Genomic DNA, 17,332 nt, shown 5'->3' on the forward strand with positions numbered 1-17,332 from the left:
AAACGAGATGCAGCGTAGTCTCGTGGGCTCGGAGATGTGTATAAGAGACAGGGACCGCCCACCGGGCCGTCCCGCGGCGCGACCGCAACCAGCCAAAGTATTCGATATTTGAAGGAAGAAGCAGAAGCGATGAGCAACGCAACCCCCACTGCACAGCTTTCGAGCGCCGGCGTGTCGATCTGGCTCGATGACCTTTCCCGCAATCGCCTCGACAGCGGTTCCCTGCAGAAGCTGATCGACGAGAAGAGCGTCGTTGGTGTCACCACCAACCCGTCGATCTTCCAGGCCGCGATCACCACCGGTAACGACTACGACGCCAAGATCGCCGAGCTCGCCGCTCGCGGCGCCAACGTCGAAGAGACGATCTTCGAGATCACCACCGCCGACGTCGCCGACGCCTGCGACCTGTTCGCGCCGGTCGCCGCCGCCACCGACAACGTCGACGGTCGCGTCTCCATCGAGGTCGACCCGCGCCTGGCGTGGGACGCCGCAGGCACCATCGCCGAGGCGAAGAACCTGTACAAGAAGGTCGCCAAGGACAACGTCCTGATCAAGATCCCGGCCACCCGTGAAGGCCTGGAAGCCATCTCCGCCGTCCTGGCCGAAGGCATCAGCGTCAACGTGACCCTGATCTTCTCGCTGGAGCGCTACCGTGCCGTGATCAACGCCTTCCAGTCCGGTCTGGAGCAGGCTCAGAGCAACGGCCACGACCTGTCGAACATCCACTCGGTCGCGTCGTTCTTCGTCTCCCGCGTCGACACCGAGATCGACAAGCGCCTCGACGCCCTCGGCACCGACGAGGCCAAGGCGCTCAAGGGCAAGGCAGGCGTTGCCAACGCCCGCTTGGCCTACCAGGTCTACGAGGAGCTCTTCAGCACCGAGCGCTGGGCATTGCTGGCCAAGGCCGGCGCGCGTCCGCAGCGTCCCCTGTGGGCCTCGACCGGCGTGAAGGATCCGGCGTACCCGGACACCCTGTACGTGACCGAGCTCGTCGCTGCCAACGTGGTCAACACCATGCCGGAGAAGACCCTGGACGCGACCTTCGACCACGGCGTCGTCACCGGTGACACCATCACCGGTAAGTACGACGAGGCGAAGGAAGTGCTCAGCGCCATCGAGGGCCTCGGCATCTCCTACGATGATGTCGTCGCACTGCTCGAGTCCGAAGGCCTGGACAAGTTCGTCGCCAGCTGGAAGGACCTCCTGGCCGACGTCGAGGGTGCCCTCGCGTCTGCCAAGTAGGGTTCCTAACCCGCCTCGGTTGTCTCGGCTGCCGTGGAAACCGAAAGGTCTCCACGGCGGCCGGCAACCGGGCCGCGGCGCGATCCGTGGCCGAAGGCCCGATCTCGCATGCCCTGACTGACCGCTATCGAAAGGCAGACGCCATGTCCGCTTCACCGCAGAAATGCTGTATCAACCCCAGCATCCTCTCGGCCGACTTCGCCAACCTCGAAGCCGAGCTGGCTCGCATCAGCAACGCTGATGCTGCGCACGTGGATGTCATGGACAACCACTTCGTCCCGAATCTGACGATCGGTCTGCCGGTCGTTCAGCGGTTGCAGAAGGTGAGCCCCATCCCGCTGGACGCCCACCTGATGATCTCTGACGCCGACCGCTGGGCACCCATGTTCGCCGACGCCGGTCTGGACTCGGTGACATTCCATGTCGAGGCGGCCGTCGCGCCCATCAAGCTGGCCCGCGAACTTCGTGCGCGTGGGTCGAAGGCGGGCATGGCCCTGCGCCCGGCCACTCCGGTGGAGCCGTACCTGGACATGCTCGCCGAACTGGACATGCTGCTGATCATGACCGTGGAGCCGGGCTTCGGCGGCCAGGCCTTCCTGGACGTCACGCTGCCCAAGATCCGCCGCGCCCGCGCGGCCGTCGACGGCTCCGGGGTGAACGTGGCGATCCAGGTCGACGGTGGCGTCACCGAGGAGAACATCGCCCGGGCCGCGGAGGCCGGTGCCAACATCTTCGTGGCCGGATCATCCGTGTACGGGAAGCCGTCTCCCGAGGAAGCCATCGAATCGCTCCGCAAGAACGCCCAGCTCGCCTTCGCCAAGTAACGCCGGATCCCCGACCAGCCAAAAGGACCCAGATACATGCGCGTTCATATCGCTACCGACCATGCCGGCATGGAGCTCAGCTCCCACCTGATCGAGGCCCTGTCAGCCAAGGGCTACGAGATGGTCAACCACGGGCCCAAGGAGTACGACGCCGAGGACGACTACCCGGCTTTCTGCATCAATGCCGCGCTCGCGGTGGTGGCCGACCAGGCTGCCGGCGTGGACGCCCTCGGGATTGTGCTTGGCGGCTCGGGCAACGGTGAGCAGATCGCTGCGAACAAGGTCAAGGGCGTGCGTGCGGCCCTGGTGTGGAACCTCGACACGGCGAAACTGGCCCGCGAGCACAACGACGCCAACGTCGTCGCGGTGGGTGGCCGGCAGCACTCCGTCGAGGAGGCCACCGAACTGATCGAGGCGTTCCTGGCCGAGCCGTTCAGCAATGCCGAGCGCCACGTCCGGCGGATCGGCAAGATCGCCACCTACGAAACCACCGGCGAGGTCGTCGAGTAATCCGGCGCTTCCCGCAAGCGCTCGACGCCTCGGCACGGCAGCCGTCGACCTTTCTGGCCAGCAGGCTGGGGAGGTCGACGGCTGCGCTGCTGGAAACCGACATTCGTGCGGTGCCTACGGTTAGGCCGAAGCTCGTTTCCGCCGACGAAAACTCAACACAGGAGGCAGCATGCCCATAGCAACACCAGAGATCTACACCGAGATGCTCGACCGTGCGAAGTCGGGCGGCTTCGCGTACCCGGCCGTGAACGTCACGTCCTCCCAGACGCTGAACGCGGCCCTGCGCGGTTTCGCCGACGCTGAGTCCGACGGCATTCTCCAGATCACCACAGGCGGCTCCGCCTACTGGTCGGGCGCCTCGGCCAAGAACATGGTGGTCGGTTCCCTCGCATTCGCGGCTTTCGCACGCGAGGTCGCCAAGCAGTACAACGTGAACATCGCGCTGCACACCGATCACTGCCCCAAGGACAAGCTGGACGGTTTCGTGCTGCCCCTGCTGGCCGCCTCTGAGGAAGAGGTCAAGGCCGGTCGCAACCCGCTGTTCAACTCGCACATGTGGGACGGCTCGGCCGAGACCCTCGAGGAAAACCTGCGGATCGCACGTGAGCTGCTCCCGCGCACCGCGGCCGCCAAGATGGTGCTGGAGGTGGAGATCGGCACCGTCGGTGGCGAGGAGGACGGCGTCGAGAACGCCATCAACGAGAAGCTCTACACCACGGTCGACGATGCGCTGGCCACGATCGACGCCTTGGGCGCGGGCGAGAACGGCCGCTACATCACGGCGCTCACCTTCGGCAACGTGCACGGTGTGTACAAGCCCGGTGGCGTCAAGCTGCGCCCGGAGATCCTCAAGGACATCCAGGAGCAGGTCGGCGCCAAGATCGGCAAGGTCAAGCCGTTCGACCTCGTGTTCCACGGTGGCTCCGGCTCCAGCGAGCAGGAGATCGCCGACGCTGTCTCCTACGGCACGATCAAGATGAACATCGACACCGACACCCAGTACGCGTACACGCGTCCGGTCGCCGACCACATGCTGAAGAACTACGACGGCGTGGTGAAGGTCGACGGCGAGATCGGCAACAAGAAGACCTACGATCCGCGCGTGTGGGGCGCCAAGGCCGAAGCCGGGATGGCGGCGCGGCTCGTCGAAGCCACCCAGCAGCTCGGCTCAGCCGGAAAGACGTTCTGAGCGTCTCCTAGGCGGGCAGGGGTCACACAGGCATCGTGGACGCCACGGGTGGCCCTGTGGGAACACCCCTGCCTTCATAACCATCACACTGAAAACCGTCACGGCCCGGGCGCTCGCCCGGGCCGTTGTCGGCGTGCGCGCCGGTCGCCCTGACGCCGTCGAATAGCGAATCAGGTCAAAGCCTTTCGGGTGCGCACGGGCCACCGTTCGCGCCACTCAGACAGCGCTGAACCGCCGTGCGGAACCCTGGACCGGCCGATTGCCAGGTTCGGGTATCACGTCCCTCAGCTGGGCATATCCGGACGTCACACCGGATAAGGCGATGTGACCCTTGACACATGACCCGCGCACGTTGTTCTATTCTTACTGGGAAACAGAGTTTCGTGTCGGGAAACCGACTTGCGTCGTCATCGGAGTGTCTCCGAGAACGAGAGGTCTTATGAAGATCCACGTGGATCGTCGGGGTCAGCTCGGTGGTTGGCGACTCGTTCGCTCATCGAGCCTGCTCTCGGCGCTGAGGGCAACGCCTCCGTATCCGTAGTGTCGCGGCTTCGTCGACGTCGTGCAGGACGTCGTCAGCCGCTCGTTGGCAGCTCGCCACAACTTCGCTGTAATTCGCTGAAATCTCTGTTGCTCACCAATTCGGTGCCCCCCACCATTCTGGCATTCTTCGATGCCGGGAAGAATGCGGCATTGCCGCAGGAAGAGGTAATTTGTCATGGACCCTGGGCTCGATGCACGGATTCAATCCATGTTCAAGCGAGACGTCGGCGTCGCGACTTTACTCGCGGCCCTGATGTGGGCGACTTTGCTATTCACGTACTTCGCCGCATTCAGCGTCATCGACAACGTGAAAGTCAAAGCAATACTCGCGGTCGCTTTCGTCATCTTGGGAACATTCAACTCGCTGGGACTTCTCTCGATGAGCCGGCGTTACAAGATCGAGCGTGAGCATGTCTACGGCGAAGACATTCACCACCTCGACGCGAACCGGAAGGCCAAGAAGGCCACCCGCAGCGTGGAGGTGACCGCAGCATGACGAGTACGACATCAGGTTTTACGCGGCAGTCCAAGGCCGGACAGTTCGTGGACGCAGCGAGCCTGATCGCCCTGCTGTTCATCACGCTGTTCGTCACGACCTTCGTCTTCGCGCAGGAGGACGAAGCGCCCGCCGCGTCGGAGCCCACCGCCATCTCGCAGCTCAATATGAGCCCGGCTGAAAAGCAACAGTTCGAGCTCATGAAGTCGAAAGACATGGTCGACGATGCGACTGTCGGGGAGCTGGCCGCGGCCAATACGCCGAGCGACAACAAATACACGATCGAATGGCTGCCACTGATCGGGATCACCGCGCTGGCCGCCGCGTACCTGGCATTCGTGTATCTCATGTCGTTCCGTGAATACCGCGAAGTCATCACAGCCAGGTTCGGACCGGGACGGGAATCATGAATTTTTGGACTCTTTTCGAATACGGCGCCTGGGTTCTGGCAGCGCTGGTCGCCGCCTGGATGCTTTTCGACGCGTACAAGGTCAGCCGCGACTACGACGAGGAATTCCTCGTGCACACCATTGAGGATCTCGGCGAGGATGCTGAATGGCAGCATTTGGCCGGCGAGTCGGATGACATTGAAAGGCGCCAGTCATGAGCGAAGTCAGCACCGCTGGAGGCACCGAAGCGCTCACTCTCAAAAAGGTGCTCGGCCCGATCCATATCTGGGGGTTGGGTGTCGGCATCGTGCTGGTCGGCGAGTTCATGGGCTGGAACTTCACGGTGGAGAAGGGCGGCCTGTACGGATCGCTCATCGCCTGTTGGTTCGTCGGCCTGCTCTACACCTGCGTCGTCATGATCAACTCCGAGGTCGCGTCGGCGATCCCGGCGGCCGGTGGTCAATACGCCCAGGCCAAGCACTCGATCGGCCCGCTCATGGCGTTCAACGTCGGGCTCTACCTCACCATGGCGTACACTATGCTGGAGGCCGCCAACGCGAACGTTCTCGGCGACCTGCTCACCACGATGTCGGGGTTGCTCGGTAACAAGCAGCACCTGTCGGCCTATCCGTTCGCGGTGCTGGCGATCCTGCTTCTGGCACTGCTGAACTACCGCGGCGTGCTGGCGACACTGTCGGTGAACTTCATCATCACGGGCTTCGCGTTCCTGACCATCATCGCGCTGTTCATCGGCGTCTCCGGCTGGGACATGGGCACGCAGTTCAGCGCACTGGTCTCATCGGCGGATGCCGGGCTTCCCTACGGTTGGATCGGCGTGATCGCGGCCTTCCAGTTCGGCATGTGGTTCTATCTCGGCATCGAGGGCACCGCCCAGGCCGCGGAGGAATGCCGCTCGCCAAGCCGGTCGATCCCGCTCGGCAGCCTGGCAGGCATCATGACGCTGATCATCGCGGCGAGCCTCACCTGGTACCTGTGCGCGTCACTGCTGCCCTGGCAGTACCTGGGCACGTCGATCACGCCGCTGTTCGACGCCGCGCAGCTCACCCATTCCGGTGTGCTTGTCTGGCTGCTGTTCCTCGGCACGCTGGCCGCGACCCTCGCATCGGCCAACGGCTGCATCACCGACTCCTCGCGGTCCTGGTTCGCGATGAGTCGCGACCGCTACCTCCCGGAGTGGTTCGGGGCCGTGCACCCGCGGTACCGGACGCCGTACCGCTCGATCCTGTTCCTGGTGCCGGTGGCCATCGCCTTCGCGATCCTGCCGCTGCTGCTGAACAAGCCGACGCTGCTGTCGACGGTGATCACCTTCTCGATCCTGTCGGGCCTGCTGACCTACGCGTTCATGGTGGTCAACATGCTGAGGTTCCGGAAGCTGTGGCCGATCGGCTCCATCAAGCGGGCCTACACGCTGCCGATGCACCCGATCCCTTCGATCGCACTGGCAGTGATCGCGGCGATCGTGTTCTTCGCGACCTACTTGGGCTACGGCACCACGTTGATGTCGATCCTGGTGTTCTACTTGCTCGCTTCGGTGTGGTTCGTTCTCCGGCGGTTCAAGTACGTCGACCGGGATGCTGAGTTCACTGCGCCGTTGCCGCGTCCTCGAGGTTACTGATGTCCGGAACGCTCTGGGTCGCGCTGGCGATGGCCGTAGTCGGGGCGGTGGTGCTGACCTACCAGCACCGCCGTCACGTGGCCCGCGTTCAGCGCGACCGGGCGGCATTGTTCGAGCACCACCGGTGTGCTCGAACAATGCCGTGTCGTTCCCCGCGGACTCGAATTCCCGTTGCTGTATGGGCGATTCGAGGGCCGCGACGTGCGGGTGGAGCCAGTGGTAGACGCGCTGGCGCTACGCACCGTCCCGGTGCTGCGGCTCATCGTCACGATGCGTGAGCACATACCGGGGCAGCCGAGTTTGTCGGTGCTCAGCAACGAGACCGGAAACGAGTTCTACTCGGGTCACCGCGATCTGCTGCGGTGGCGTGACCCGGCCTGGCCCAAGTGGGTGTCGGTGGCCTGTGATCCCGAGGGCATGGATCGTGAATTGGTCGAAGCCGCAGTAGGTTTGGTCACCGAGGACGCTGAAGTCAAGCAGGTTCTCGTGACCGAGCGGGGCGTGCGCTGCGTTGTCCGTGGCGCACAGGCGAATTCGACGGCCTACCGGGTCACCCGGCGGGCTGATCTCTCCGAAGTACGGGTGACCGCGGAGGATCTGCACAAGGCAGTCACCATGATCGACGGGCTCCGCGCTCAGGCCGCCGGCCTGAATCCGCACCGCCCGGTAGCAGTATCGGAGGCAGAGTCGCTGTGAACCGACTGATTCATCCCTTGATGGTCCTCGCCATCGCTGTACTCCTACCGGGAGTGGGCCAGGTCGTGAACGGACAGCCCCGCCGGGGCTTGGTGTTCGCCTTCTACATCGTGCTGCTGGGCGTGGTCACCTACATGGTGGCACCGCCGGAAGCGTCTGCCATCGGACGAGTGGCCGGAGGGGTTTTCGTGTACGCCCTGAGCCTGCTCGACGCATATCAAGTCGCTGCCAAGCGCTGGCACAGAGCCAAGCACGTCTGAGGCACACAACACTGATTCTGGCCGATCCGCCCCGGGCGGGTCGGCCAGAATCGTTGGGGGAGTGGCCAGCTCAGCCGAACAGGTATGCGGCCTCTTCGTAGCGCCTGAGCGGAACGGCCTTGAGGTTGCCGAGGGCCTCCTCGAAGCTCACCTGTTCGATCTCCGTGCCTTTCAGCGCAACCATGGTGCCCCAGTAGCCGGCCACCACCGAGTCGATGGCAGCCATGCCCAGCCGGGTGGCCAGGACCCGGTCGAAAGCCGATGGCACGCCGCCACGCTGGATGTGGCCCAGGATGGTGGCGCGGGTCTCGATGCCGGTGCGGCTCTCGATTTCGGGCGCCAGCTGGTCGGCGATCCCGCCGAGCCGGGGGCGGCCGAAAGCGTCCAGCCCGCGCTCGGAGTGCGGGGATTCCATGTGCTCGGGAACAAACCCTTCGGCCACCACCACCAGCGGTGCCCGCCCGCGCGAGTGAGCGCCCTTCACCCACTGGGTGATTTGGTCGATGCTGATCTTCTGTTCCGGGATGAGGATGGCATGGGCGCCGGCGGCCATGCCTGCGTGCAGCGCGATCCAGCCCGCGTGCCTGCCCATGACCTCGGCGATGATGCATCGGTGGTGCGATTCGCCCGTGGTGCGCAGGCGGTCGATCGCTTCCGTCGCGATCTGCACGGCGGTGTCGAAACCGAAGGTGTAGTCCGTGGCATCGAGGTCGTTGTCCACGGTCTTCGGGACGCCGACGATCTTCAAGCCGGCGTCAGTGAGGCGCTTGGCGGCAGCCAAGGTGCCCTCGCCGCCGATGGCGATGATCGAGTCGATGCCGAGCCGGTCCATGTGTCCTTTGATGACCTCTGGGCCGCCGCCGTTTTCGAACGGGTTGGTGCGGGAGGTACCGAGGATGGTGCCGCCCTGCTTGGCGATGCCGCGGACCATGCTGCGCGGGATGTCGATGACGTCGCCCTGGACGACGCCGCGCCAGCCGTCAAGGAAGCCGACGAATTCGAGACCGTGCACGGCAATGCCTTTGAGCACGGCGGCGCGGATGACCGCGTTCAACCCGGGGCAGTCGCCACCGCTGGTGAGGATTCCGATTTTCATGTTTCGACTCAGCTCGTAGGAGGTAGGTGCGAGTGTTCGGACACCGCTGGCTCCTCGGTATCGCCTCACAGCGGCATCGATGCTGCTGCGGGCCCATGACTGCTGCTCGGGCGGGGTGCGAGTGGTTGAGCTCGGCGGTTGATCGGGGTGGGCGACGCATCGCGCGATCGTCAAGGGCCGTCGCAGTATTCACGTGAATTGCGCCGAGGCCGGGTGGTGACGGTCGATGGCATCATCGCGCCGGTGGTTAGGTCGGGGGCGGGTATTCGGTTGGGTGGTGCCGGTCGGCCTGTCAGGCCCGGGACGTGGCCCGGGCCTGACAGGTACCGACTACTTCGCGTAGACGACGAAGAACTTGCGGATGCGCTCCTGGATCTCCCAGGTGCCCGTCCAGCCGATGGGGAAGAAGGCGGCAGATCCGGCTTCGAGGGTGATGGGCGAACCGCCATCCTGCGTGACGATCATGCGCCCTTCGAGCACGTGGATGATCTCACCGCGGTCGATGAACTCCCAGCGCGACAGACCCGGCTGGGCCTCCCAGACACCGGAACGGATGCCGTGGTCTTCGTCGATGAAGGGAACGGACGAACGCGTCGCGATCGGGTCACCCAGCACCTCGGCCGAGGGCTGGCCGAGCTGAGCCACCTCGAGGTCGTCTTCGAAGCGCTCGACGGGCCGGAAAACTTCGGTCATTGGTTGTACCTTTCTGTTTTCTGTTTCTCTGTGCGGGGCATGGATCCTCGTGGCGATCCCACTCACGCAGACAGGCCCGGGGGTGTCCCCCTGGGCCTGACCGCGGACCGGGTTAAGCCGCGAAGATTACGAAGAACTTGCGGATGCGCTCCTGGATCTCCCAGGTTCCCTTCCACCCGATGGGGAAGAAGGCGGCGGATCCGGCTTCCACGGTGACGGGCTCGCCGCCATCCTCGGTGACGACCATGCGGCCTTCGAGGACGTGGATCGATTCGCCGCGGTCCAAGAATTCCCAGCGGGACAGGCCGGGGTTGGCCTCCCAGACGCCGGAGAGGATGCGCTCGTCGTCGCTCTTGAAGGGTATGGCGATCCGGGTCGGGATCTCGTCACCAATCACCTCGGCCAGGGGCGGGGCGAGCAGGGCTTCGTCGAGCTTGCCCTCGAAAAGCTCTGCGGGCCGGAAGGTTTCGGTCATCGAACTCAGCTTTCTGCCGTCTGTGGGGAACTGTGGAGACCGGTGAGGGGCCTGATCACTCGAGGTTGGCGTGGCGCGTCCAGAGTTCCTCGGCCTCGACGTCGGTGTGATCCCACAGCGACTGGAACACGGCTTCGGTGACGACGAACAGCACCTGCTCGAAAAGAGATCCGGCGTACTGACGCGAAATGTGCGAGCCGTGATCGGTCTTCTGCGCGGCGGGGATGATCACCAGAGCGTCGGCCAGACCGGCCAGCGGCGAGTTCGGATCGGTGGTGAAGGCGGCGATGCGCGCCCCGGCCTTCTTTGCGGTCTGGGCGGACTTGACCACACCGGAGGTGGTGCCCGAGCCGGAAGCCACCAGCAGCAGATCACCGTCGGCGATCGCCGGGGTGGTGGTGTCGCCCGCGACGTGCACGTTCAGCCCGAAGTGCATCAGCCGCATGGCGGCCATGCGTAGGACCAGCCCGCTGCGACCGGCGCCGGCCACGAAAACTCGTCCGCCCCGAACGAGGTGGCGAGCCAGGATGGCCACCTGCTCCTCGTTGACTTTGGACGTGGTGCTCGCGATCTCGTCGCGAACCAGGGCGATGTTGTTGCTGATGCTGTCCCGGGTTACTTCCGAGGCGGGGTAGGTCTTGGCGGCGGACATGATTCTCTTCTCCTCATCCAGAGGTGGGACTTGATACACATCGTCCTGTCATTTCCGGGTGGGAGGAACGCCAATTTGGGATGGTTTGATCTACCCGTTTGAGTAGGGGGCCCGGCCTCTGCAGCGCAGGCGCGGGTGGGCCCGTGCCAGGACCGTAGCGGGCGGCCGCCGGCCGCCCGCCGCTACAGCGTCACACGATCACAGGAAGTCCGCGGGCTCTTCGACAAATCGGACGCCGAGTTGCGTCAGCGCATCCTCCAGTGCCCGTTGCACGGTCAGCGTGTCATCGAGTGGCATGACTGCGCTCTCGGTGCGGCCTGCTTTGAGCGCCTCGGTGACCTCGATGAGTTCGTGCGAGAACCCGTCGCCCAGTGCGGGCAGGTCGAACTGTTCTGAGTCGTGTCCTTGTCGGTGCAGCACAAAGGAATTCGGGTGGTGGAAGCGCGGCAGGATATCGATCCAGCCCGTGGTGCCGAATATCCGCGCGTGCCCGGGCATCGGGCTGTGCAACGAGCACATCAGGGTGGCGGTCCGGCCTTCCTCGAAACCGAGCAGCAGGGTCGCGTCGGCGTCCACCCCCGACGGTTCGAGCGAACCCAACGCCGATACGGACGTCGGATTTCCGAGCACCATCTGCGCGAACGACACCACGTAGACGCCCAGGTCCAAGAGGGCGCCACCGCCGAGTTCGTGGGCGAACACCCGATCGGTCGGGTCGAAGGTCCGCGTCACACCGAGGTCGGCCTGCACCGACCGAACCGTGCCGATCGCGCCATCGGCGAGCAATTTGCGGGCGGCCACGACCGCGGGCTGAAAGCGGGTCCACATCGCCTCCATCGCGAACACCTGGTGTTTGCGCACCGCGTCCACCAGGGATTCGGCGCCCTCGATGGTGGCGGTGAAGGCTTTCTCCACCAGCAACGCTTTGCCTGCCGCCGCAGCGGCGAGCCCGATGGCGTGGTGGTGCGTATGCGGGGTCGCGACGTACAGCACATCGACGTCGGGGTCGGCGATGATCTCCCGGTACGAACCGTAGCTGCGCTCGATGCCGTATTTGTCGGCAAACGCGCTTGCCCGATCGGCGGATCGGGACGCCACCGCGAGGACTTTCGCGTCCGGTACGTGGGCGAAGTCGCTCACCAGCTTCGCCGCGATTCGGCCGGGCCCGACGATTCCCCAACGTATCGACATGTGATATCCGTTCTGTGTCAAAGGGTTCGCGAAGTCGCTGAGATAGTCGCGAGTGCGCGGCCTCCCGTCAAGTCTCAACCCGCCATGGCGCGGTGCGCGTTGGGGCTGATGCCGTAGGCCCGCTTGAAGGCGCTGCTCAATGCGAACGGCGTCGAATAGCCGACCTCGCGGGCGACCGCAGCGACCGTGGCCCGGCTGCCGGAGAGCAAATCGGCCGCCAGCGCCAGCCGCCAGCCGGTCAGGAATGCGATCGGCGGCTCGCCGACCTGCTCGGTGAACCTGCGCGCGAAAACGGCGCGTGAACATCCCACGGCGGCAGCAAGATTGGCGACGGTCCACGGGTGCGCGGGGTTGTGGTGCATGAGCCGCAGGGCAGGGCCGACGATCGGATCCTGCTCGGCCCGCCACCAGGCGGGAGCATGGGCGGGTTGGGCGAACCAGCTGCGCAGTACCGCCATCAGCAGCAGATCGAGCAGCCGGTCCAGGTAGGCCTCTTGGCCCGGGCCGTCGTTGCCTGCCTCTGTGGCGAGCAGGTCCACCAGTGGGGAATCCCAGTCGGTGCTGCGCACCACCAGCACATCAGGCAGGGCGTCGAGCAGCCGGGCGCTCACCGCGCTGCGGCCCTCGTAGGCGCACACCACGGACTGGTTCGCGCCTGCCGCGGCGTTGCCCCAGGTCCGCACACCGAGGGAGAACTCGAATCGCAGATCGGCGCCGGCGAGCGTGGTGCAGCGCTGCCCAGGGTGGATCACCACCGACGGCGCGGTGGCCGGATCGTCGGCGAACGTGTAGTGCTCGGTGCCGCGCGTCACCGCCACATCGCCGGGACCCAGCCAGGTCAATCCGCTGGTGTCACCGACGATGACGGCCCTGCCCGCGGTCTGGCAGATCAAGGTCAGCGGCGCCTCGTCGCGGATACGCATCGACCACGGCGGGTCCAGCCGCATCCGCAATACGAACGCACCCCGCGCCCGCACGCCGTCGAGTAGTCCGGCCAGCGCGTCCACAGCCGTAGCGTAACCGTCAGCCGGGTTTGCGGGCTTCGATCAGATGCCGCGACGAGTGCGCCACGAACGGCCCTTCCGATTCGATCTGGCGATGCAGCTGCAGCAGGCGGTCGCGGTAGCCGGCCACGGTGAAGCCGGGCACCGTCCAGATCACCTTGCGCAGGAAGTACACCACCGCGCCGACGTCGAAGAACTCCATCCGCAGCCGTTCGGAGCGCACGTCGACGATCTCAAGGCCTGCCGCTACGGCTGCCGCGCTCTCGTCGACGGCATCGCGTTTGCCGCGGGCCTCGGGCTGCGGTCCGAGAAAGAACTCGACCAGCTCGAAAACGCTTGCCGGACCGACATGTTGAGCGAAGTAGCGGCCTCCGGGAACAAGCACCCGAGCGATCTCCGCCCACCACACGGTGACGGGATGCCTGCTCGTCACGAGTTCGAACGCAGCGTCGGCGAACGGCAGCGGTGGCTCGTCGCGCGCCGCGACCACCACGACACCGCGCGGTCCCAACCGCCGGGTGGCCCGGTCCAGGTTGGCGGGCCACGCCTCGGTCGCCGCCATGGTCCGAGGGAACGCGGAAACCCCGGCGAGCACCTCGCCGCCACCGGTTTGCAGATCCAGTGCCGAGGCCACCGAGGACATCCGCTGCCCGAGCAGCCGCTGGTATCCCCACGACGGCCGGGCTTCGGTGGCGCGGCCGTCGAGCCAGGAGAAATCCCACCCGTCGACCGGTGCGGCGTCCGCCTCGGCGATCAGTGCGTCGAAGTCACGCGTCATGCGATCATCCTCTCAAGACTCCTGCGTATGTAAACAGGACTTCCAGCGATGGAACGTCCTGGCGGGTGGCCGTTGACTGAAGCCATGAACCCTGTCACCACCCTGACCGCCACCACCGCGCTGGCCAGCGCCGCAGCGGGCGGCCTGTTCTATGCCTTCTCCACCTTCGTCATGCGCGGTCTGGACCGCACGGGCCCGGTCGCCGCGATCACCGCCATGCGCGGAATCAACGCCGAGGCCAATGCCAACCTCGCGTTCCTGTTGTTCTTCCTCGGATCGGCGGTGCTGGCGATGGTGGTCGGCGTCGTCGCCCTGTTCCAGTTGAACCGGCCGGGCGGCTGGCTGCTGCTGGCCGGCGCGGTCGTCGGGGTGCTTCCCCTGGTCGTCACCATGGCGTTCAACGTGCCGTTGAACAACCACCTCGACGGCGTCGACCTGGCCCACGCGGCCACCGAATGGCAGGCGTACCTGAGCACCTGGAGTGCGTGGAACCACGTCCGCACGCTCAGCGGCTTCCTGGCCGGGGCGCTGCTGCTGACCGGGCTGCGTTACCGCTGAGCGGCTCCGCGGAACGACCACGCCACGATCGCCGCGGCCGTCAGCGACAGCGCCGCCGCGATCAGCGCCGTCGGCGCGATGCCGGAGTCGAACGCCGAGCGGGCCGAATCCAGCAGGCGTGCCGCGGTTTCCGCGGGCAGCTCGGTGGCGACCGACACGGCGCCGCCGATGCTCTCGCCGGCCGCTCCGGCCTGCTCGGGCGTCAACCCGGCGGGAATCTCGACGTTGGTCCGGTAGAACGCGCTGAAGATGGTGCCGAGCGTCGCGGTGCCGACCACCGCGCCGAGCTCATAGGCGGTCTCCGAGACCGCCGATGCCGCACCGGCTTTCGCGGCAGGCACCGAGGCCACGATGGTGTCGTTGGACACCGTCTGCGAGACACCGACCCCGAGTTCCAGCACGATGAACGACACGATCACCGCGACCACCGTCAGGTCGTGACGGAACAGCATGATCAAGAGGAAGCCGGCCGCGACGAACGACAAACCGCCCACCATCAGTGTCTGCACCGAAAAGCGCTTGGCCGCCTTGACGACCCCGATACCGGCGATCATCGACACCAGCGCACCCGGCAGCGTGACCAGGCCCGCCGCCAGTGGCGAGAGGCCGAGCACCAGCTGCAGATGCTGGGAGACGAAGAACACGAATCCGATCAAGCCCACGATCGACAGGAAGTTCGCGAGCACCGACGAGCTGAACGGGCCGTAGGAGAACAGGCTCATATCGAGCATCGGGGTGGCACTGCGATTCTGCCGGCGCACGAACGACACGCCCGAGCCGATGCCGACGACGAAGGCAATCGCCACCGGGATCGACAAGCCGTCGTGCGCAACGGTTTTGACGGCCCAGACGAACGGCAGCATCGCGGTGAACGACAGTGCCACGCTCAGCAGGTCGACAGGGCCCGGATTCGGGTCACGGGACTCGGGCACCAGACGCGGGCCGAGCACCAGCAGCGGCAGCAAGATCGGCACGGCAACCAGAAACACCGAACCCCAGTGGAAGTGCTGCAACAGAGCGCCGCCGACGATCGGGCCCAGCGTGGTGCCTGCGGTGAAGCAGGACGCCCAGATCGCGATGGCGAGCCGTCGAGGGCCGGCCTCGGTGAAGATGTTGCGGATCAGCGACAGCGTCGCGGGCATCAGCATCGCGCCGAACACGCCGAGGGCGGCGCGGGCGGCGACGAGATACGCCGCACTCGGGGCGAACGCGGCCGCGACCGACATGACGGCGAAGCCGCTGGCACCGATCAGCAGGATGCGGCGCCGGCCGATCCGGTCACCGAAGCTGCCCATGGCGACCAGAAGTGCGGCGAGCACCAGTGAATAGACGTCGACGATCCAGAGCTGGACCGACGCCGCGGGCCGGAAATCCTCCGCGATCATCGGCAAGGCGAACGCCAGCACGGTGTTGTCGATCGCGATGAGCAGCACCGGCAGCATCAGGACGGCCAGCGCCATCCAGGCGCGTTTGGGGGTGGTGACTGTCTGCGACGGCGTGGCGTCGAGGCAGGCGGACATGGAAAGACTCCTGTAAGTAAAAGAAAAATGAAAAGCGGTGTAGTGCAGAGAAATTCAGCTACGCGGCAAGTGAACTGTGCCGGCGGTGAGGCTCTTCATGATGGCGTCGACCACCTGATGCCGAGCGGTGCCGTCCTGCTTGATGGCCTCGTAGCCGGCCAGCAACAGTGCCCAGAACACGCGGCGGGCCCACCCAGGGGGGTATTCGGGACACTCCGCCGACGCGCGCTCGAGCACTTCGGTGATCGCCTCGTCGCCGGTGTCCAGATGGGCTGCCAGCTCGCGATCGGCCTGAATGGTCGGCTCGCTGTAGATGTAGAGCACGATGGGGCCGAGGTCGAGCTGGCTTTCCACCACGCGGCGCAGCGCGGCTTCGGGCGGCCCGTTGGTGGGCTCGGCGAGTTCGATCGCGGCGCTGCTGAGTGCGTGCACGTGGTAGGCGACGGCGCGCAGCAGATCGGAACGCTCCGGGTAGTAGCGGTGCACCGTGCTGCGCCCGACGTTCGCGGCCGCGGCGATTTCGGCCATGCTGGCGGCCGGATGGTCGGCCAGCATCGTCATCGCGGCATCCAGGATCGCCCTGCGGGTGCGCTCACGCACACCGCTGGGGGCGGCCACCTGGATACTCATGCATCAGAATGTAGCACAATTGGGCCAAAATGGGACATGTATGTCCCATCACCGAGTGGGTGTCAGTTCGGCGGGGCGAATCCGCCGGGTTGAGGAGCAGGTGGCGGCGGCGTTGTCGGTGGTGGCGCGTACTGCGTGGCCTGCGGTGCCTGCGGGTACGGACCCGGTGTCGGCGGCAGCAGACGGGTGACCTCCCGGCGGTGCCGTTCGGCCAGCACAGCGGCCAGCACGAACTGTGGCGGAGCGCCGGGCGGCGGTGGCGGCGAGATCCGCGTGGCGACTTCGTGCAGCACCCGCTGTGCCATCTCGTCGCGGATGCGGGGGTTGAGCTGGGGCGCCCGAGACAGGAACTGCCGGGCCAGCTCGACCTGCTCGGGGCCGAGCCCGGAGAGCTGCAGAGACGAGGCCCACCACGCCAGCATCGGCGGCATGGCCGGCGGCGGCGTGAGCTTGGGCCCGCGCTCGCTGATCACCAATGTGCCTGCGAAGATGTCGCCGATCCGTTTGCCCTTGGGCGAGATGAGACTGCAGATCACCGCGGGGCCCCCGGTGAACATGAAGATCTCGATGAAGCCCGACAACGCCCGAAACAGCGCCTGGCGGAAGCGTTCCGGGCTGCCGTCCTCGGACACCACCCGCAGGCCCAGCGCCATCTTGCCCAGCGAGCGGCCCCGCGTCGTCGTCTCCATGACCACCGGATAACCCACCAGCGTCAGGACCGTGAAGATGATCAGGATCGCGGCTGACAGCGCATCGTCGAGCTGCGTGAGGGTCAGTGCCCACAGCATCACGCCCACGACATAGCCGGCGACGATCACCAGGATGTCGATGATCGAGGCGAGCGCGCGCACCGGCAGCTGCGCGATCTGGATGTCGAGGATCACCGCATCCCCGGTCACCACAGGTCCGGGCGCCGACGCCGGTTGGTAGGACATAGCGTCCCAACCTAC

The 17,332-nt window shown here is 65.9% G+C and carries 21 protein-coding genes; 11 read left to right on the forward strand and 10 right to left on the reverse strand.

Annotated elements, in window-relative coordinates; all coding sequences use genetic code 11:
• Nucleotides 1–129 precede the first annotated feature (129 nt).
• The 10 genes from tal to A5784_RS24800 all read left to right on the forward strand — a co-directional run bounded on the left by tal (nucleotide 130) and on the right by A5784_RS24800 (nucleotide 7,785).
• Nucleotides 130–1,242 (forward strand): transaldolase, encoded by a 1,113-nt coding sequence (gene tal, locus A5784_RS24755; RefSeq protein ID WP_064947520.1) that lies wholly within the window; start codon nucleotides 130–132, stop codon nucleotides 1,240–1,242.
• A gap of 143 nt (nucleotides 1,243–1,385) precedes the next feature.
• A complete protein-coding gene (gene rpe, locus A5784_RS24760; protein ID WP_064947521.1) occupies nucleotides 1,386–2,066 on the forward strand; it encodes a ribulose-phosphate 3-epimerase in 681 nt (226 codons plus the stop codon).
• A gap of 36 nt (nucleotides 2,067–2,102) precedes the next feature.
• Nucleotides 2,103–2,576, forward strand: coding sequence for a ribose-5-phosphate isomerase (locus tag A5784_RS24765; protein ID WP_064947522.1), 474 nt, complete (start codon nucleotides 2,103–2,105; stop codon nucleotides 2,574–2,576).
• Between the two features lie 169 nt (nucleotides 2,577–2,745).
• The gene (gene fbaA / locus A5784_RS24770; RefSeq protein WP_064947523.1) at nucleotides 2,746–3,765 is read left to right on the forward strand and encodes a class II fructose-bisphosphate aldolase; all 1,020 of its coding nucleotides are present in this window, start codon (nucleotides 2,746–2,748) and stop codon (nucleotides 3,763–3,765) included.
• A gap of 718 nt (nucleotides 3,766–4,483) precedes the next feature.
• A complete protein-coding gene (locus A5784_RS24775; protein ID WP_064947524.1) occupies nucleotides 4,484–4,804 on the forward strand; it encodes a hypothetical protein in 321 nt (106 codons plus the stop codon).
• Nucleotides 4,801–5,214, forward strand: a complete 414-nt coding sequence (locus tag A5784_RS24780; protein WP_064947525.1) for a hypothetical protein — start codon at nucleotides 4,801–4,803, stop codon at nucleotides 5,212–5,214. The genes A5784_RS24775 and A5784_RS24780 overlap by 4 nt, the downstream gene beginning before the upstream one ends.
• A complete protein-coding gene (locus A5784_RS24785) occupies nucleotides 5,211–5,411 on the forward strand; it encodes a hypothetical protein (RefSeq protein WP_064947526.1) in 201 nt (66 codons plus the stop codon). The genes A5784_RS24780 and A5784_RS24785 overlap by 4 nt, the downstream gene beginning before the upstream one ends.
• Nucleotides 5,408–6,829, forward strand: a complete 1,422-nt coding sequence (locus A5784_RS24790) for an APC family permease (RefSeq protein ID WP_064947527.1) — start codon at nucleotides 5,408–5,410, stop codon at nucleotides 6,827–6,829. The genes A5784_RS24785 and A5784_RS24790 overlap by 4 nt, the downstream gene beginning before the upstream one ends.
• A 216-nt stretch (nucleotides 6,830–7,045) precedes the next feature.
• Complete coding sequence (locus tag A5784_RS24795) at nucleotides 7,046–7,525, forward strand: hypothetical protein (protein WP_156750758.1); 480 nt, start codon at nucleotides 7,046–7,048, stop codon at nucleotides 7,523–7,525.
• A complete protein-coding gene (locus A5784_RS24800; RefSeq protein WP_064947529.1) occupies nucleotides 7,522–7,785 on the forward strand; it encodes a hypothetical protein in 264 nt (87 codons plus the stop codon). The genes A5784_RS24795 and A5784_RS24800 overlap by 4 nt, the downstream gene beginning before the upstream one ends.
• 70 nt (nucleotides 7,786–7,855) lie before the next feature.
• Here A5784_RS24800 and A5784_RS24805 read toward each other — a convergent pair whose 3' ends face one another.
• The 7 genes from A5784_RS24805 to A5784_RS24835 form a co-directional block, all read right to left on the reverse strand.
• Nucleotides 7,856–8,881, reverse strand: a complete 1,026-nt coding sequence (locus A5784_RS24805) for an ATP-dependent 6-phosphofructokinase (protein ID WP_064947530.1) — start codon at nucleotides 8,879–8,881, stop codon at nucleotides 7,856–7,858.
• Nucleotides 8,882–9,211: 330 nt separating this feature from the next.
• Nucleotides 9,212–9,574, reverse strand: a complete 363-nt coding sequence (locus tag A5784_RS24810; protein ID WP_064947531.1) for a cupin domain-containing protein — start codon at nucleotides 9,572–9,574, stop codon at nucleotides 9,212–9,214.
• 112 nt (nucleotides 9,575–9,686) lie between these two features.
• Nucleotides 9,687–10,049, reverse strand: coding sequence for a cupin domain-containing protein (locus A5784_RS24815; protein WP_064947532.1), 363 nt, complete (start codon nucleotides 10,047–10,049; stop codon nucleotides 9,687–9,689).
• A 55-nt stretch (nucleotides 10,050–10,104) separates the two neighbouring features.
• On the reverse strand, nucleotides 10,105–10,701 hold the full coding sequence (gene hxlB / locus A5784_RS24820; RefSeq protein ID WP_064947533.1) for a 6-phospho-3-hexuloisomerase: 597 nt from the start codon (nucleotides 10,699–10,701) through the stop codon (nucleotides 10,105–10,107).
• Between the two features lie 198 nt (nucleotides 10,702–10,899).
• A complete protein-coding gene (locus A5784_RS24825; protein ID WP_064947534.1) occupies nucleotides 10,900–11,892 on the reverse strand; it encodes a Gfo/Idh/MocA family protein in 993 nt (330 codons plus the stop codon).
• Between the two features lie 74 nt (nucleotides 11,893–11,966).
• Nucleotides 11,967–12,899 (reverse strand): AraC family transcriptional regulator, encoded by a 933-nt coding sequence (locus tag A5784_RS24830; RefSeq protein WP_064947535.1) that lies wholly within the window; start codon nucleotides 12,897–12,899, stop codon nucleotides 11,967–11,969.
• 16 nt (nucleotides 12,900–12,915) lie between these two features.
• Nucleotides 12,916–13,674 carry a methyltransferase domain-containing protein gene (locus A5784_RS24835; protein WP_064947536.1) on the reverse strand — a complete coding sequence of 253 codons (759 nt, stop codon included), beginning with the start codon at nucleotides 13,672–13,674 and terminating at the stop codon, nucleotides 12,916–12,918.
• Nucleotides 13,675–13,758: 84 nt separating this feature from the next.
• On the opposite strand from A5784_RS24835, the gene A5784_RS24840 reads away from it, so the two are divergent.
• Nucleotides 13,759–14,232: an anthrone oxygenase family protein gene (locus tag A5784_RS24840; RefSeq protein ID WP_064947537.1), complete on the forward strand. Its 474-nt coding sequence runs from the start codon at nucleotides 13,759–13,761 to the stop codon at nucleotides 14,230–14,232.
• Here A5784_RS24840 and lfrA read toward each other — a convergent pair.
• The 3 genes from lfrA to A5784_RS24855 form a co-directional block, all read right to left on the reverse strand.
• Nucleotides 14,223–15,752, reverse strand: coding sequence for an efflux MFS transporter LfrA (gene lfrA / locus A5784_RS24845; protein ID WP_064947538.1), 1,530 nt, complete (start codon nucleotides 15,750–15,752; stop codon nucleotides 14,223–14,225). The genes A5784_RS24840 and lfrA overlap by 10 nt on opposite strands.
• 54 nt (nucleotides 15,753–15,806) lie before the next feature.
• On the reverse strand, nucleotides 15,807–16,382 hold the full coding sequence (locus A5784_RS24850) for a TetR/AcrR family transcriptional regulator (RefSeq protein WP_064947539.1): 576 nt from the start codon (nucleotides 16,380–16,382) through the stop codon (nucleotides 15,807–15,809).
• A gap of 62 nt (nucleotides 16,383–16,444) precedes the next feature.
• Nucleotides 16,445–17,317, reverse strand: coding sequence for an RDD family protein (locus A5784_RS24855; protein WP_064947540.1), 873 nt, complete (start codon nucleotides 17,315–17,317; stop codon nucleotides 16,445–16,447).
• Nucleotides 17,318–17,332 lie beyond the last annotated feature (15 nt).

The sequence above is a fragment of the Mycobacterium sp. 852013-50091_SCH5140682 genome, from assembly GCF_001665685.1.
GTDB lineage: Bacteria > Actinomycetota > Actinomycetes > Mycobacteriales > Mycobacteriaceae > Mycobacterium.

Bases quoted from the DNA above. Each gene is read 5' to 3' on its own strand.
- tal (WP_064947520.1), top strand. From the start codon at position 130: ATGAGCAACGCAACCCCCACTGCACAGCTTTCGAGCGCCGGCGTGTCG.
- rpe (WP_064947521.1), top strand. From the start codon at position 1,386: ATGTCCGCTTCACCGCAGAAATGCTGTATCAACCCCAGCATCCTCTCG.
- A5784_RS24765 (WP_064947522.1), top strand. From the start codon at position 2,103: ATGCGCGTTCATATCGCTACCGACCATGCCGGCATGGAGCTCAGCTCC.
- fbaA (WP_064947523.1), top strand. From the start codon at position 2,746: ATGCCCATAGCAACACCAGAGATCTACACCGAGATGCTCGACCGTGCG.
- A5784_RS24775 (WP_064947524.1), top strand. From the start codon at position 4,484: ATGGACCCTGGGCTCGATGCACGGATTCAATCCATGTTCAAGCGAGAC.
- A5784_RS24780 (WP_064947525.1), top strand. From the start codon at position 4,801: ATGACGAGTACGACATCAGGTTTTACGCGGCAGTCCAAGGCCGGACAG.
- A5784_RS24785 (WP_064947526.1), top strand. From the start codon at position 5,211: ATGAATTTTTGGACTCTTTTCGAATACGGCGCCTGGGTTCTGGCAGCG.
- A5784_RS24790 (WP_064947527.1), top strand. From the start codon at position 5,408: ATGAGCGAAGTCAGCACCGCTGGAGGCACCGAAGCGCTCACTCTCAAA.
- A5784_RS24805 (WP_064947530.1), bottom strand. From the start codon at position 8,881: ATGAAAATCGGAATCCTCACCAGCGGTGGCGACTGCCCCGGGTTGAAC.
- A5784_RS24810 (WP_064947531.1), bottom strand. From the start codon at position 9,574: ATGACCGAAGTTTTCCGGCCCGTCGAGCGCTTCGAAGACGACCTCGAG.
- A5784_RS24815 (WP_064947532.1), bottom strand. From the start codon at position 10,049: ATGACCGAAACCTTCCGGCCCGCAGAGCTTTTCGAGGGCAAGCTCGAC.
- hxlB (WP_064947533.1), bottom strand. From the start codon at position 10,701: ATGTCCGCCGCCAAGACCTACCCCGCCTCGGAAGTAACCCGGGACAGC.
- A5784_RS24825 (WP_064947534.1), bottom strand. From the start codon at position 11,892: ATGTCGATACGTTGGGGAATCGTCGGGCCCGGCCGAATCGCGGCGAAG.
- A5784_RS24835 (WP_064947536.1), bottom strand. From the start codon at position 13,674: ATGACGCGTGACTTCGACGCACTGATCGCCGAGGCGGACGCCGCACCG.
- A5784_RS24840 (WP_064947537.1), top strand. From the start codon at position 13,759: ATGAACCCTGTCACCACCCTGACCGCCACCACCGCGCTGGCCAGCGCC.
- lfrA (WP_064947538.1), bottom strand. From the start codon at position 15,752: ATGTCCGCCTGCCTCGACGCCACGCCGTCGCAGACAGTCACCACCCCC.
- A5784_RS24850 (WP_064947539.1), bottom strand. From the start codon at position 16,382: ATGAGTATCCAGGTGGCCGCCCCCAGCGGTGTGCGTGAGCGCACCCGC.
- A5784_RS24855 (WP_064947540.1), bottom strand. From the start codon at position 17,317: ATGTCCTACCAACCGGCGTCGGCGCCCGGACCTGTGGTGACCGGGGAT.